We start from the raw sequence: 15,001 nt of genomic DNA, 5'->3' as shown, positions 1-15,001 counted from the left end.
TCATGACCAACACCAACGCACCTTCACCCTGCATTATTCTCATTGCCGCTGTCGCCGCCAATGGCGTCATTGGTGTCGCCAATACACTGCCCTGGCGCATTGCCGATGATCTGAAACGCTTCAAGGTGCTGACCCTGGGGCATCCCATCATCATGGGACGCAAGACATGGGAATCGCTCGGTCGGGCGCTACCTGGACGGCATAACATCGTCATCACGCGCAACCCTGGCTACTGCGCGCAGGGTGCGACCGTGGTCGCTTCGGTCGCAGCCGCGATCGCCGCCTGCGCGAACGAAGAAACCGCCTTCGTGATTGGCGGCGCAGAAATTTACGCCCAGACCCTGGCGCTGGCGCAGCGCATGGAGCTCACCGAAATACACGCCGAGGTAATCGGCGATGCCTGCTTTCCCGATTTCAACCGCAACGCATGGCACGAGCTGGTGCGCGAGTCGCATGTAAACCCGGCGGGATTGGCATACGATTTCGTCAGCTATCAGCGCACTGAGTCTGAAGCATCATAAAAAGAATTCCTCGATCACTCTAAGCAAGAGTATCGGAAACCACTCGCCGTCCCCCAAGGGTAGTTGCTTTGCGGCGCATCACCAGCGCCGACTTTTATACGCTGCCGTAGCGCCTACTGGCTGACGCAGTCGACGTAGTAACGCACGCTGCCGTTGCTGGCATCCTTTACCAGGCCGTGAATGTCGGTCTCGAAACCAGGGAATTTCTCATTAAATTCGCGGGCAAACTTGAGATAGCTCACGATGGTCGCATTGAACTGCTCACCCGGAATCAGCAGTGGAATGCCTGGCGGATAAGGCGTGAGCAGCACCGCCGTCACCCGATTTTCCAGATCATCAATACTGACGCGGTCGATTTCACGATGCGCCATTTTGGCAAAGGCATCGGCCGGACGCATGGCGGGCACCATAGCCGACAAATACATCTCGGTTGTCAGCCGCGCGATATCATTCGCCTTGTACACTGCGTGAATCTGCGTGCATAAATCTTTGAGTCCAACACGCTCGTAACGCGGGTGCTTGGCGACAAACTCAGGCAGCACCTTCCACAGCGGATGATTGCGATCGTAGTCATCCTTGAATTGTTGCAGCGCAGTGACCAGCGTATTCCAGCGGCCCTTGGTAATACCGATGGTGAACATGATGAAAAAGGAATACAACCCGCATTTCTCGACAATCACGCCATGCTCGGCGAGATATTTGGTCACGATGGCCGCCGGCATGCCAATGTCGTCAGAAAAATCGCCACCAACATCCAGCCCCGGCGTGATAACAGTAGCCTTGATCGGGTCGAGCAGATTGAAGCCCTCGGCCAGATTGCCGAAACCATGCCAGCGTTCGCCCGCTTTGAGCATCCATGCTTCACGTTCCTCAATGCCTTCTTCAGAAAGATCGTCCGGACCCCAGACCTTGAACCACCAGTCGGCGCCCCACTCCTCATCCACCTTGCGCATGGCGCGGCGAAAATCCAGCGCCTCGGCAATCGATTCTTCGACCAGCGCCGTACCCCCCGGCTCTTCCATCATTGCTGCCGCCACATCGCACGAGGCGATGATCGAATACTGCGGCGACGTTGAGGTATGCATCAGATAGGCCTCATTGAATACATCGCGGTCAAGCTTGTTCTGCTGCGCATCCTGCACAAGGATTTGCGACGCCTGCGAAAGACCGGCCAGCAACTTGTGCGTCGACTGCGTGGAAAAAATCATCGACTCCTTACAGCGCGGGCGGTCGGCACCGATGGCGTGATAGTCGCCATAAAAATCGTGGAACGCAGCGTGTGGTAGCCAGGCCTCATCAAAATGCAGCGTGTCAATCCGGCCATCGAGCATTTCCTTGATATCCTCGACGTTGTAGAGCACGCCATCATAAGTACTTTGCGTAATGGTCAGCACGCGCGGCTTGGCCTTCTTGTCGATGATGAACGGGTTGGCATCAATCTTCTTCTGGATGTTCTCCCAGAGAAATTCCTCACGCGGAATCGGCCCGATGATGCCGTAGTTATTACGCGTCGGCATCAAGAATACAGGGATCGCACCCGTCATCATGATGGCATGCAAAATGGACTTGTGGCAGTTACGATCCACCACTACCACGTCGCCCGGCGCCACGGTGGAATGCCAGACGATCTTGTTCGAGGTCGAGGTGCCATTGGTGACAAAGAACAAATGATCGGCATTGAAAATCCGCGCCGCATTGCGCTCGGACGCCGCTACCGGGCCAGTGTGGTCAAGCAGTTGGCCGAGCTCCTCGACGGCATTGCAGACATCGGCACGCAACATGTTCTCGCCGAAGAATTGATGGAACATCTGCCCCACCGGGCTTTTCAGGAAGGCAACGCCGCCCGAATGGCCGGGGCAATGCCAACTATACGAACCATCACCGGCATAGTGAACCAACGCGCGAAAAAACGGAGGCGGTAACGAGTCCAGATAAGTCCTGGCTTCGCGCACCACATGCCGGGCGATGAATTCCGGCGTGTCTTCATACATGTGGATGAAACCATGCAGCTCGCGCAGGATGTCGTTCGGAATATGCCGGCTGGTGCGCGTCTCGCCGTGGAGAAAAATCGGAATCTCGGCGTTCTTGTAGCGAATCTCCTCGACAAAGGCGCGCAGCTCGGCGATGGTCTCCTCGCCTTCGTTGGCGAGTTCCTCATCATCGACCGACAGAATAAAGGCCGACGCCCGGCTCTGCTGCTGAGCAAACGATGACAGATCGCCATAACTGGTGACACCCAGCACGTCGATGCCTTCTTTCTCGATGGCCTCAGCCAGCGCACGAATGCCAAGGCCCGACGCATTTTCCGAGCGGAAATCCTCGTCGATGATGATGATGGGAAAGTGAAAACGCATGATTGACCTGCCCCCTACCCCTCTTCCCGAGGAAGGAGGTAACGATGATTCGACCGCAAACTACGCGGCCTCCGTGTTGTTGGCTGACCCCGCCTTGGGGGGCCCGGCGGCAGGGCCTCGTGCGATGACCGCCGTTGTTGCATGGCTAGATCTTCGGCAAGGTCACACCGACCTGCCCCTGGTATTTGCCACCGCGATCCTTGTACGATGTTTCGCACACTTCGTCGGATTCAAAAAACAGCACTTGCGCGCAGCCTTCGCCGGCGTAAATCTTTGCCGGCAGCGGTGTGGTATTGGAAAACTCCAGCGTCACATAACCTTCCCATTCCGGCTCAAAGGGGGTGACATTGACGATGATGCCGCACCGCGCATACGTGCTCTTGCCCAGGCACACCGTCAGCACATTGCGCGGGATGCGAAAGTATTCAACCGTACGCGCCAGAGCAAACGAGTTGGGCGGGATGACGCAATAATCGCCATCCATTTCGACGAACGAATTCGAGTCGAAATTCTTCGGATCAACGACGGTCGAATAGATATTGGTAAACACCCGAAATTCACGCGAGCAGCGGATATCGTAACCATAGCTTGAGGTACCGTAAGAAACGATCTTCTGACCATCGACCTCGCGCACCAGGCTAGGCTCGAAAGGTTCGATCATGCCGTGCTGCTCGGCCATGCGGCGTATCCACTTATCAGGTTTGATGCTCATGATTCATCCGGGGAAAGGTAAGGAACAAAAAGCAGGGAACAAAGGCGCGCAGTATACGGCTTTTAGCCAAGCAAAAAAGCCAGCTCTGTAACGCCGATTTGAGGTGCGGCACGCGAGATAGTCACAAGATTCACACCACCGACATGGTGATGTAGCGTGGCGATAGTGTCGGCGAGACTAACTGACGATTCGGGCGACTCATTGACCACAATCGCCGCCACACCAGCGCCGACTTTTCGTAGCGACTCGAGTGCCGTCAGCGTGTGGCTCAAACTCCCCAGATAACTGCCAGCTACCAGAATGCACGGCAGGCCGCTGGCGGCAATCCAGTCGCGTACGGTGTGTTGCTCGTCCAGCGGCACCATAACACCACCAACGCCTTCGATCACCGTTAAAAAGTTATGCGAATCGGTATCCATGGAGACGGCGCTGGCAATACGGCGGGTAAAGCCGACCAGTGCATCAAAATCAATGCGCCGCCCCTCGCGCGCGGCGGCCATGTCGGGCGAAAGCGGCGCGCTAAAGCGCCAGGGCGCAATGTCATCCCATGCTGTCGCATCAATGCTTCGACCCAAAGCGGCAAGCAACTGCCCGGCGTCACTAGCCGCAGCCTCTGCTGGATTAAAACCAGAGAGCACCGGCTTAAATGCCCGTGGGGCAAGGCCTTGCGCACGCCAATGGCGTAACAGGGCGCATGTCAGCCAGGTTTTGCCAACGTCGGTTCCGGTACCGGTGATAAAAAAGGAGCCAGGCTCACTCAACGGCACTAACGAAGACGGTGTTACCAAGCCCTTACGCGCCCGATATCGACATGCACAAAATTTGAACTCGGGTAATAGCCCACACCCCCAGCATGCAAATCCATTGCCGCACGGCACAGCTGATCCAGCGGCACACCTTCCACATAAAGATCGATGGCCTTGCCCTGCATATGCAAACTGCCTTTGGCTACACCATCTGAATGCGCGGCCAAAAAAGCATTGGTTTGCGGTGAACGGTAGCCTGAAATAATCTGAAATGGCCGTGGGGTTGCTAGCACGCCATGCAGGGTGTACAGCAGATCAAGCAGGGGAAGCCCCATCGGAAGCACGTCATTGGTCCGATGATCCCGCAAAATATGGTTGATTTCTGTTAGCGCATCGGGCAGATAGTTGCCATCAGCCCAATAACTGGCCTTAAGACTTTCGCCGGTATGCTGGTTGTAAAAAGCGAGTTCGCGCACACCATTTTTTTTCTGATCGACAGCGGCCAAAGCTGGCCAGCCACGCAATCCTGTGAGCGCAAATGCCGCGCCTGCCTTAAGCCATCCACGTCGCATCTTACACACTCGCTGACTCATGTTTTGCCACCCTCCTATCAATGCAATCCGGAAGAAAGCGTGACATCGCGGGCAATGCCATCTTTCAGCTTCAACACCTCCGCAGCATGCGCCCAGTCGATACGATCCGTCAACGATTCCTGGCGGGCCAACTGCTCTAGTGCAGCCATTGAAACACCGCCACGGTTATAACTATCCCGATGAACCTCAAGAAAAATACGCCCTGAGGATTCTGTCATGAGCAACGGGCTATAAATAATATGGCCTGTTGCCCCACGGGGTATTTGTTCAAAGAGCGCCTCGATATCCTCAGGGTGGAGCCGAATACAGCCATGGCTTTGAAAATGATAAATACTCGTTGGCGCAATGGTGCCATGAATGCCGATGGAATCAAGACTAAGCCCCAACCAATATTTGCCAAGCGGATTATCAGGCCCCGGAGGCACCATCGTTTTAACTTTTTGTCCCATCCGCCGCATCTCTGCCTGTATCGATAACGGCACAATCCACGTTTTATTGGCCGACTTATGGATGACACTAAATTCACCCATCGGTGTCGGCCAACTCGGCTTACCCAACCCGACCGGATAGGCCGCCACAAGCTGCGTCTCACGAAAAAGATAAAGCATACGCTGCGGCAAATTGATGAGCAACCCATTCTCTAGCACAGCAGGCACAATGTGCCGGTTGTCGATCGTTATCTTTTGGCTAGGCACAAGATGAACACTGGCCTGCAAGGCATTTTCACGCGCCAGAACTTCTGGTGCGGCCCCAAAGCGCGCACCAATCTTGATCAGGGAGTCACCAGCTTGTGCGCTATAGTCGAACACACCGCCGGTGACAACCAGGGCAGAAGACTCTGCTCTGGCCCATGGCAGACAGATCAGGCAAACAGCCAGCAAGCCATGCCATAAAACTCGAGGTAGTGAAATAAACTATTTCTCCACGTTCGGTTTTTTAACCTGACTCAGGTGTGCGTTTGACACTGGCAGATGTAGCACTTGCTTCATGTGCGTCCCTTTTTTCGTTGGTAAATTGATTAATTAGCGGCGTTGATGCGTTAAAAAAATAACAGGTGAATCCATCTACCTTGCTGACGGTACAAATCTATCACAACACAAGCGCGCAACCCCTGCTTGTTCGCATGCCTCGCCCTCCCTGCGTACAAGACATCAATACCCGCTGGTACACTGACATGGCGATACATCTTTATTGATTACCAGCATGCCCACTAAAAAATCCATTGCCGCGCTTGATTCCACGCTTGACTCCATTTGGCTGCCCTATACCCAAATGGCCAACACGCCACCACCTCAGATGGCTGTAGCAACCCAAGGCGTGCGCATCAGCCTTGCTGACGGACGTGAGCTGATTGATGGCACCTCTTCCTGGTGGACAGCCTGCCATGGCTACAACCATCCACACATTCGCGAAGCGGTAAGCCACCAGCTTGAGGTCATGCCGCACGTCATGTTTGGCGGCCTGGTGCATGAACCCGCCTTAAGGCTTGCCTCACGCTTGGCCGCGCTCTTGCCGGGCGATCTGGAGCGCGTCTTCTTCACCGATTCCGGCTCGGTCGCGGTTGAAGTTGCGCTCAAAATGGCGCGCCAGTACTGGATCAATGGTGGCCAACCCAAACGCCAGCGCATCATTCATTTTCGCCACAGTTACCATGGCGATACGTTTGCCACCATGGCGATCTGCGATCCTGAAGAGGGTATGCATACACGGTTTGCGGATGCCATGCCCAAAGAAATCATGGCTGAATTACCCACGACCGAGACCAGCCACGCCGCTTTTGACCAATGCCTTGCGCTGCATGCCCATGAAGTCGCAGCCGTGATTATCGAACCGCTGGTGCAAGGCGCAGGCGGCATGAAAATGCATGATGCACAAACACTGACCAGGGTAGCCGCCAGTTGCGCACGCCACAACGTGTTGCTGATTGCGGACGAAATCATGACCGGCTTTGGGCGCACTGGACGCCTGTTCGCCTGCGAAGAAGCGGAAATAACACCTGACATCATTTGTCTTTCCAAAGCGCTCACCGGCGGCACACTGGCGCTGGCAGCCACTGTGGCACGGCGACATATTTTTGCGGCATTTCTCAGCGACGACCCTGCTGCTGCTTTAATGCATGGCCCGACATTTATGGCGAATCCGCTGGCGTGTGCCGCAGCGCATGCCTCGCTCGACCTGTTCACGCAGGAGCCACGACTGGCGCAGGTTGCGGCCATAGAGCTCCAACTAAAAGACGAACTCGCGCCCTGCCGCCAATTTACGAATGTCAGTGATGTGCGCGTCAAGGGCGCCATTGGCGTTGTTGAGATGCGAGGAGAGATCAATCTCACCGCTTACCGTACACGCTTTGCAGAACTTGGGGTCTGGGTGCGGCCCTTTGGCAACGTGATTTATCTCATGCCACCTTTTATCATTTCCCAAGAAGATCTGCGCATGCTCACTAACGCAGTCGTTCGCGTGGTGAGTGAGTACGCTGGTGACAACTAAACGACAAACGTGAAAATAAGCACAAGCTTGCCTTGACTCGTTTATTTACGATACCAATACAGACCAAAACATAGCGCAACACCGACGCCATAGAGCATAAGCGTATCTGTTATCGCATAGGGGTAAAGCATTAGCGCGATGCCTAGCCCTTTGAATGGCGTCAAAGAGGATTTTTTGCCATAGCGGTAGGCAGCCCAGCCGATCAAACTAAACAGGACTGCCCCGAAAATATAGGCCGGGCCAGGCAGCGTGAACCCCAGGGGTTCCAGTGTTTTCAGCTGATCCATGGATTAAGTAGTCGGGGTTAATTATGAGTCAGCTTTTAGTTCGCTATGCGTAAAAACGGCGTAACAAACGCTAACGATAGCGATGAAGCAATTAAACCTTATCAGGTGAACGCGGCCCCCGGCGGGGCTTTTTGAAGAAACGCTTGGCAGGCCGTGGCACATCGGCACCGCCTGCGCCATGGGGTGCCACTGCGCCGGGAACGCCTGGACCACCAGTGCCAGAGTTTGTTGCTGAACCATGTGCGCCGTGGGCACCATGTGCTCCATTGGGTCTGTGATGTCGTCCTACATTGGGTGACGACGCAGGGCGCCGCCCGGTATCTGCAAAACGACTCGGCTTTTGATAGCGCCCTACATTAGCATCAGCATTCGGCGATTGAACTCGGTTCCCTGGTGCAAGCTGGATCTCAAGTTCAATTAACTCATCCCACAATGCATCGGTGCGATCACGATCAGGAATCGCTAGCAGTTCGCGTAAGCGGCGGCGTGGATCCGGCATAGGCGGCACAGCAGGCTTAAATTCTGCTGGCTGAATAGCCCGTGCAACAGGCGCAATAGGCGCAACGGGCACTGGGTCCGGTATGGAAAGCACTGGTGCGAAAGGCGCGGGTTCAGCAGCACTTGCCTCAGACAACGGGGAATCAGCCAGTTTTTCAATCGGCATTTCAATCGAGGTTTCAAGCGAGGCTTCTTCCATTGATGCTTCAATCGGGGGGGCAACCGATTTTTCAACCGGCTTTCTAACCGACCTTTTAACCGGAATTTCAACTGGGCTTTCAACCACCGATTCAGCTAATTTTTCAACTGCGTTTTCAGTGAGTTCCACAGGCTGTTCCGGGATAGATTGTTCATTCATCATGGGGACATTATCGCCTGAAATAAATTACATACTGTCATAAGCACTCCTTTTGCTGCGCACTTTGCACGGGTTTGACACCAATCCAGCCGAACCGCGCCGTATCACCAGCGCCGACTTTTTTTATGTGTTCTGAATGACGATTTTCGGAAACTTACTCGTCTGATCTTGCGCTTGCTCAGCCATTTTTATCGCAAGCCGGCGGGCAATGGTGGCATAAATCGCCGCGATACGACCATCAGGTTCAGCAACAACGGTCGGCCTGCCAGAGTCCGTCTGTTCGCGAATCGCGATATCCAGTGGTAACGCGCCAAGCAGTTCAATATCATAATCCTTTGCCATGCGGTCGCCACCACCCATGCCAAAAACAGGCTCTTCGTGACCGCACTGCGAACAAATATGGATGCTCATGTTTTCGACGACGCCCAAGATCGGCACGCCGACCTTCTGAAACATTTTAAGCCCTTTGCGGGCATCCAACAGGGCAATATCCTGCGGTGTCGTCACAATAACGGCCCCTGTCACCGGCACCTGTTGCGCCAGTGTCAGTTGAATATCTCCAGTGCCTGGGGGCATATCGATAATCAGATAATCCACCTCCTGCCAGCGCGTCTCATTGAGTAGCTGCATGAGTGCCTGAGTCACCATCGGGCCGCGCCATACCATCGGCTGCTCGGGGTCAATCAGTAAACCAATCGACATGGCTTGTATGCCATGCGCCATCATGGGCGAAATGCCCTGGCCTTCAACGGCATCGGGTTGGCCATGAATGCCGAGCATTTGCGGCAGCGACGGCCCATAAATATCGGCATCCAGAATGCCTACCGTCGCGCCTTCCATCATCAGTGCCAGCGCAAGGTTCACAGCCGTGGTCGACTTACCCACCCCGCCTTTGCCGCTGGCCACGGCGATGATATTTTTTACACCGGGTATCAATTTCACACCACGCTGCACCGCATGCGCAACGACGGTTGAATAAGCATTGGCTGTGATCTCGCCAATACCAGGAATACCTTGCAAGCCAGCAACCACTAGCGCACGCAAGGATTCCAGCTGACGTTTAGCCGGGTAACCCAGCGCCACATCCAGCGCGACATCGGGGCCTGAGACGCGAATATTTTTAACACACCGGCTCGATACAAAATCCCGGCCGGTGTTGGGGTCAATCACAATCCTTAATGCATCCTGAATCGTTTGTTCTGTTATTTGTGCGGAAATTGTCATAGCAGCAGAGGCGAGGGTAAGTCCAAGTAAAGTTCAATGGATTCTGGCGATTCGATAATTATTCACTGATTTAATGCTGACACATTATACCGAGTGAAGCCTGCACTGTTTCCAAGAGCAGCCAAGCCTTTGCTAAACTCGGCGGCTAACTGAACCTTACTCACCTTACTCACATAACGCCATGGCTCGCAAAATTCTCGTCACCAGCGCCCTGCCTTACGCCAACGGTGCAATTCACCTTGGCCATCTGGTTGGCTATATGCAAACCGATATCTGGGTACGTCTGCAAAAACTGCGCGGCCGCGAATGCTGGTATGTCTGCGCTGACGACACGCACGGCACGCCCATCATGTTACGCGCCGAAAAAGAGGGCATCACGCCAGAACAGTTGATTGCCCGTATGCATACTGAACACAGCCGCGATTTTGCTGGCTTTCATGTAGCGTTTGATAATTACTACAGCACGCACTCGGACGAGACACGCCTCTATGCGGAAGAAATCTACGCGAAACTCAAAACCGCCGACCTGATTGATGTGCGCTCCATCGAGCAACATTACGACCCGGTCAAACAGATGTTTCTGCCCGACCGCTTCATCAAGGGCGAGTGTCCAAAATGCGGCGCGAAAGACCAATATGGCGATTCCTGCGAAGTGTGCGGCGCAGCCTACGCACCCACTGAGCTGAAAGACCCGTATTCGGCCATATCGGGCGCCAAGCCGGAATTACGCTCATCCGAACATTATTTTTTCAAACTTTCCGACCCGCGCTGCCAAGATTTTTTGCGCCGCTGGACAAGCGAAACAGGCCGGTTGCAAATCGAGGCCACCAACAAGCTCCAAGAATGGCTGGGCCACCCGGGAGAAAACAAACTCACCGACTGGGACATCTCGCGCGACGCACCGTATTTCGGCTTCGAGATTCCCGATGCGCCCGGCAAATATTTTTACGTCTGGCTCGACGCGCCCATCGGCTACATGGGTTCATTCCGTAATCTGTGTGCTAAAAAAGGACTCGATTTCGACGAATTCTGGGGCAGGGAATCAACCGCCGAGCTCTACCATTTCATCGGCAAAGACATTCTTTATTTTCACGCCTTGTTCTGGCCCGCCGAACTTGAATTCGCGGGTTATCGCACGCCCACGCAAGTGTTTGCCCACGGTTTTCTCACCGTTGATGGCGCCAAGATGAGCAAATCGCGCGGCACCTTTATCACCGCCGAATCCTATCTGACGCAAGGCCTCAACCCGGAATGGCTGCGCTACTACTTTGCCGCCAAACTCAATGGCTCGATGGAAGACATTGACCTGAACCTGGATGATTTTGTCAGCCGCGTGAATTCCGATCTCATCGGCAAATACATCAACATCGCCAGTCGCGCGGCTGGTTTTATCGAGAAACATTTTGCCGGCAAATTGCTGGATGAAGATTTTCATGAACGTCTTCGCACCTACCTGCCTGATGTCGCGCTTGCAGCCGACGACATTGCCCACTATTACGAAACCCGCGATTTTGCCCGCGCCACCCGCCGCATCATGGCCTTGGCCGATCAGGTGAACCAGTATGTTGATCATCATCAACCCTGGAAATTAGCCAAACACGGGGGGAAAGAACGCGAATTACACGTGGTGTGTACAACCCTGATCAACGCCTTCCGCCTGCTCACGCTGTATCTCAAACCCATACTCCCCAAACTCGCGCAACGTGCCGAAGAATTTCTCAACATTGCACCGCTTCACTGGAGCGACGCCGACCACCTGCTGCCGCCATCGCATCTCATCAACCCGTATGAACACCTCATGCAGCGTATCGAACCAAAACAGATTGAAGCACTCCTCGCCGTTAATCGTGAAACCATGACAACGCCCGAACTACCGACAGCGACACCGCCCATCGGCACGGCGCTCTCCACCCCTGAGTTTGCCCCAACCATAACCATTGATGATTTCAGCAAGATTGACCTGCGCATCGCCCGCATCACTGATGCGCAGCCGGTCGAAGGTGCTGACAAACTCATTCGCCTGACACTGGATCTTGGCGGCAACCCGGCACAAAGGCGCAACGTCTTCGCCGGGATCAAGGCGGCTTACGACCCGACACAGCTTATAGGCCGGCTCACCGTCATGGTGGCCAACCTCGCACCGCGCAAAATGAAATTCGGCCTCTCTGAAGGCATGGTGCTGGCCGCCTCGGACGCCGATGAAAAGTCACCCGGACTCTTTCTGCTTTCTCCCGACAGCGGCGCGCAACCGGGTATGCGTGTTAAATAAATTGACAGATGTGTTCATTACTCAACATAATGGTAACTGTTCTATTGAGAAGTATTTTACAACTATTTGATATAAATAATATTTAATTTCTGGCATGCTACGTGCTTTATATTTTGTGCCACTTTTCTTAACCTCAAAGGAAAATCTATGCGTAGCAAACAATCCGGCTTTACCCTGGTCGAAATCGCCATCGTGCTGGTCATCATCGGCCTGCTACTCGGCGGCGTGCTCAAGGGGCAGGAACTGATCAACAGCGCAAAAGTGAAAAATTTCGCCACAGATTTTAGAAATGTGCCCCTTTACATTTATGGCTACCAGGACAAATTCAAGGCGTTGCCGGGAGATGATGGCGGTGCCGATGCTCACATTGGCGGAGACTGCGCCACAACAACCTGCCAGGTGCCCGCTGGTACCTCCGGTTTGAATAATGGGACTCTCACCGGCAACTGGTGGGATGGCCACGACGGTACTCCCGCCCCCACATCGGAAACTTTCATGTTTTGGCGGCAGGTTCGCATAGCCAATCTCGCAGCAGGACCTGCCAACACAACTGATCCCCTTTATATTCCTAGAAACGCGGATGGCGGATTGATGGGTATCCAGTCCGCCAGTCCGGCCTACATCACGGGGATGACCGGCAGTTACGTTTTTTGCTCTTCGGGAATCCTCGGAAAATTTGCCAAGCAACTGGACGTTAATCTCGATGATGGACAGCCATTTACCGGATCGGTTCGGGTAGCCAAGGGTAAGCCTACGGCAAATGGACAAACAGCGTCTTGCGTCAAGAATGCCGATGGAACAACGCCTGCCGGATGTTCGGATGTAATCACTGATGCCGACTCGTACACTGTTTGCCAGGCCTTCTGACAAGCACGCCTCATGGTTTTAAAAAAGCCCGCCTTGGCGGGCTTTTCATTTCAGCTTGCCACGCAGCAGGGCATCCTCGCCCGCCACAACCGCTGCCGCCGTTCCCAGCAGCACCACCACATCGCCTTCGATCAACTCTAGCGACGGTTGTGGTTTCAAACCACGCTGAGAGCGGCGTCGAATCGCCGTAATACCAACGCCGACTTTTTCGAGATCAAGATCAGCCACGCAATGACCAATGATCCATGCGCCAGGCGTCAAGGTCACGGCATGCAGACGCGGCTGATCGGCATCCGTCAGTTGATCACTGACATCCGTCGCGCCATGAAAAAAACCGCGTAACAGCGCATAGTGCTGTTCGCGCATTTCACGCAGACGCTTGATCACTTTGTGCATCGGAATGCCCGAAAGCGCCAGCGCATGGGTGGCCAACATGACGCTGGACTCTAACGCCTCAGGCACCACTTCTGCCGCGCCTGCCGCGTAGAGTTTTTCCATGTCCTCTTCGTTGCGGGCACGCGAGACAATGGGCACCTCTGGCCGCAATTCACGCACCCGATGTATCACACGCAACGCGGCGGCAACATCGGCAAAGGTGATGATGACCACACTGGCCCGCGCCAACCCTGCTGCGAGCAACATCTCTTTGCGCGTTCCATCGCCCCATGACACCGCTTCACCTGCTGCGGTTGCCGCACGGACTCGTTCAGGGTCGGGGTCCAGCGCCATGAACGAAATGCCTTCCACTTCAAGAAAGCGTGCCAGATGCTGGCCAGTGCGTCCAAACCCACAAAGAATTGCATGCTTATCCGTGGTCAGCGATTGCGCGGCAATCTGGGTGAGCTGCATCGAGCGCATCAGCCATTCAGAGGCCACAAAACGAAACACCAAACGGTCAGAAAACTGCACCACCAACGGCCCCAGCAACAAGGAGAGCACCAGCGCCGCCAGCACAGGCTGCCATTGCAGTGGCGTGAGCAAACCCACTTCGCCACTGCGTGCGAGCACGACAAAACCAAACTCGCCACCGGCACATAACCACAATCCACTACGCAATGCCGTGCCCGGCAAGCTACCCAGCCAGCGCGAAAATCCGCCGACAATCGCCAGCTTCAAACCGAGCAAAGCGACCAAAAGGCCGATCACCTTGGGCCATTCACTGGCGAGCTGCGTCAAGTCGAGGCGCATGCCGATAGAAACAAAAAACAAACCTAACAACACGTCGCGAAATGGCTTGATGTCTTCGGCGACCTGAATGCGATAATCAGTCTCGCCAATGAGCATACCGGCGGTAAACGCCCCTAGGGCCAAGGATAAACCTGCCTGCTCTGTCAACCAGGCCATGCCCAAGGTAATCAGCAACACATTCAGCATGAATAACTCGCTGGATTTGGTGCGTGCAACGCGATAAAACCAGGCGGAGAGCACACGTTGCCCGACAAACAACACCAAGCCAAGCAGCAAGGCGGCTTTTAAGCCAGCCAGCAACAGGGCTTGGGCCATGGCCTCCACCGGTTGCATCAACGCGGGAATCAACACCAGTAAAGGCACCACGGCGATATCCTGAAACAGTAAAACGCCGATCACTTCGCGACCATGCGGTGCATCCAGCTCACCACGATCTGCCAGCAGTTTGGACAAAATCGCCGTGGATGACATCGCCAAAGCGCCACCCAAGGCAATCCCTGCGAGCCACGGTACACCCAGCAGCCGAGCCAGCAACATGGCCACTAGCGTGGACACCACAACCTGGGCAGCACCCAAGCCAAAAACGATGCGCTTCATGCGATACAAACGCGCTAGCGAAAATTCCAAGCCAATGGAAAACATCAGAAACACCACGCCAAACTCGGCCAGATGGCGTGTTTGCGAGGTGTCAGGCACCCACCCCAACGCATGCGGCCCCATGACTGTGCCCACGAGCAGATAACCCATGATGGGCGGCAAGCCCAGCGTACGAAAGAGCGCAACGACCGCAACCGCCGCAGCCAGTAACAATAAAACAAGGGGCAAGGTATCGGTCATCACTGGGAAAAATGTCGGTGGGTGGTGGTTATAATTTGCCACTATCATAAACGCCACCCG

13 protein-coding genes are annotated in these 15,001 nt (G+C 54.7%); 4 read left to right on the top strand and 9 right to left on the bottom strand.

Going from position 1 to position 15,001, the window contains the following annotated elements; translation table 11 throughout:
* Window positions 1-2 precede the first annotated feature (2 nt).
* Window positions 3-521, top strand: a complete 519-nt coding sequence (locus PG1C_RS06040; RefSeq protein ID WP_202636489.1) for a dihydrofolate reductase — start codon at window positions 3-5, stop codon at window positions 519-521.
* A 113-nt stretch (window positions 522-634) separates the two neighbouring features.
* On the opposite strand, the gene PG1C_RS06035 is transcribed toward PG1C_RS06040, so the two are convergent.
* The 5 genes from PG1C_RS06035 to PG1C_RS06015 all read right to left on the bottom strand — a co-directional run bounded on the left by PG1C_RS06035 (window position 635) and on the right by PG1C_RS06015 (window position 5,807).
* Window positions 635-2,875 carry an arginine/lysine/ornithine decarboxylase gene (locus PG1C_RS06035; protein ID WP_202636488.1) on the bottom strand — a complete coding sequence of 747 codons (2,241 nt, stop codon included), beginning with the start codon at window positions 2,873-2,875 and terminating at the stop codon, window positions 635-637.
* A 145-nt stretch (window positions 2,876-3,020) separates the two neighbouring features.
* Window positions 3,021-3,587, bottom strand: coding sequence for a dCTP deaminase (gene dcd, locus PG1C_RS06030; RefSeq protein WP_202636487.1), 567 nt, complete (start codon window positions 3,585-3,587; stop codon window positions 3,021-3,023).
* A 62-nt stretch (window positions 3,588-3,649) separates the two neighbouring features.
* Entirely contained in the window at window positions 3,650-4,375 is a 726-nt protein-coding gene (gene bioD, locus PG1C_RS06025) for a dethiobiotin synthase (RefSeq protein WP_202636486.1), read from the bottom strand.
* A complete protein-coding gene (mepK, locus tag PG1C_RS06020) occupies window positions 4,369-4,905 on the bottom strand; it encodes a peptidoglycan L,D-endopeptidase MepK (protein WP_237218330.1) in 537 nt (178 codons plus the stop codon). Before mepK ends, bioD begins: the two co-directional genes overlap by 7 nt.
* 38 nt (window positions 4,906-4,943) lie before the next feature.
* The gene (locus PG1C_RS06015) at window positions 4,944-5,807 is read right to left on the bottom strand and encodes a L,D-transpeptidase family protein (RefSeq protein WP_202636484.1); all 864 of its coding nucleotides are present in this window, start codon (window positions 5,805-5,807) and stop codon (window positions 4,944-4,946) included.
* A gap of 322 nt (window positions 5,808-6,129) precedes the next feature.
* Here PG1C_RS06015 and PG1C_RS06010 point away from each other — a divergent pair, with 322 nt between their 5' ends.
* Window positions 6,130-7,413 (top strand): adenosylmethionine--8-amino-7-oxononanoate transaminase, encoded by a 1,284-nt coding sequence (locus PG1C_RS06010; RefSeq protein ID WP_202636483.1) that lies wholly within the window; start codon window positions 6,130-6,132, stop codon window positions 7,411-7,413.
* A 41-nt stretch (window positions 7,414-7,454) separates the two neighbouring features.
* Here PG1C_RS06010 and PG1C_RS06005 read toward each other — a convergent pair whose 3' ends face one another.
* The 3 genes from PG1C_RS06005 to apbC form a co-directional block, all read right to left on the bottom strand.
* Window positions 7,455-7,700, bottom strand: coding sequence for a hypothetical protein (locus PG1C_RS06005; RefSeq protein WP_202636482.1), 246 nt, complete (start codon window positions 7,698-7,700; stop codon window positions 7,455-7,457).
* Between the two features lie 91 nt (window positions 7,701-7,791).
* Window positions 7,792-8,559 carry a hypothetical protein gene (locus PG1C_RS06000; RefSeq protein WP_202636481.1) on the bottom strand — a complete coding sequence of 256 codons (768 nt, stop codon included), beginning with the start codon at window positions 8,557-8,559 and terminating at the stop codon, window positions 7,792-7,794.
* A gap of 120 nt (window positions 8,560-8,679) precedes the next feature.
* Complete coding sequence (gene apbC, locus PG1C_RS05995; RefSeq protein ID WP_202636480.1) at window positions 8,680-9,780, bottom strand: iron-sulfur cluster carrier protein ApbC; 1,101 nt, start codon at window positions 9,778-9,780, stop codon at window positions 8,680-8,682.
* Between the two features lie 181 nt (window positions 9,781-9,961).
* Here apbC and metG point away from each other — a divergent pair, with 181 nt between their 5' ends.
* Window positions 9,962-12,049, top strand: coding sequence for a methionine--tRNA ligase (metG, locus tag PG1C_RS05990; protein WP_202636479.1), 2,088 nt, complete (start codon window positions 9,962-9,964; stop codon window positions 12,047-12,049).
* A 147-nt stretch (window positions 12,050-12,196) separates the two neighbouring features.
* Window positions 12,197-12,916, top strand: coding sequence for a prepilin-type N-terminal cleavage/methylation domain-containing protein (locus PG1C_RS05985; protein WP_202636478.1), 720 nt, complete (start codon window positions 12,197-12,199; stop codon window positions 12,914-12,916).
* Window positions 12,917-12,961: 45 nt separating this feature from the next.
* On the opposite strand, the gene PG1C_RS05980 is transcribed toward PG1C_RS05985, so the two are convergent.
* Window positions 12,962-14,989, bottom strand: coding sequence for a monovalent cation:proton antiporter family protein (locus PG1C_RS05980; RefSeq protein WP_284431800.1), 2,028 nt, complete (start codon window positions 14,987-14,989; stop codon window positions 12,962-12,964).
* Window positions 14,990-15,001 lie beyond the last annotated feature (12 nt).

It is taken from the genome of Rugosibacter aromaticivorans (assembly GCF_000934545.1).
Taxonomy (GTDB): Bacteria; Pseudomonadota; Gammaproteobacteria; order Burkholderiales; family Rhodocyclaceae; genus Rugosibacter; species Rugosibacter aromaticivorans.
Note: the sequence above shows the minus strand (reverse complement) of the source record. Positions and strands in the feature narration are given on the sequence as shown.

Excerpts from the sequence above, each read along its gene's own strand:
- PG1C_RS06040 (WP_202636489.1), top strand. The coding sequence starts at position 3 with ATGACCAACACCAACGCACCTTCACCCTGCATTATTCTCATTGCCGCT.
- PG1C_RS06035 (WP_202636488.1), bottom strand. The coding sequence starts at position 2,875 with ATGCGTTTTCACTTTCCCATCATCATCATCGACGAGGATTTCCGCTCG.
- dcd (WP_202636487.1), bottom strand. The coding sequence starts at position 3,587 with ATGAGCATCAAACCTGATAAGTGGATACGCCGCATGGCCGAGCAGCAC.
- mepK (WP_237218330.1), bottom strand. The coding sequence starts at position 4,905 with ATGCGACGTGGATGGCTTAAGGCAGGCGCGGCATTTGCGCTCACAGGA.
- PG1C_RS06010 (WP_202636483.1), top strand. The coding sequence starts at position 6,130 with ATGCCCACTAAAAAATCCATTGCCGCGCTTGATTCCACGCTTGACTCC.
- PG1C_RS06005 (WP_202636482.1), bottom strand. The coding sequence starts at position 7,700 with ATGGATCAGCTGAAAACACTGGAACCCCTGGGGTTCACGCTGCCTGGC.
- PG1C_RS06000 (WP_202636481.1), bottom strand. The coding sequence starts at position 8,559 with ATGATGAATGAACAATCTATCCCGGAACAGCCTGTGGAACTCACTGAA.
- apbC (WP_202636480.1), bottom strand. The coding sequence starts at position 9,780 with ATGACAATTTCCGCACAAATAACAGAACAAACGATTCAGGATGCATTA.
- metG (WP_202636479.1), top strand. The coding sequence starts at position 9,962 with ATGGCTCGCAAAATTCTCGTCACCAGCGCCCTGCCTTACGCCAACGGT.
- PG1C_RS05985 (WP_202636478.1), top strand. The coding sequence starts at position 12,197 with ATGCGTAGCAAACAATCCGGCTTTACCCTGGTCGAAATCGCCATCGTG.
- PG1C_RS05980 (WP_284431800.1), bottom strand. The coding sequence starts at position 14,989 with ATGATAGTGGCAAATTATAACCACCACCCACCGACATTTTTCCCAGTG.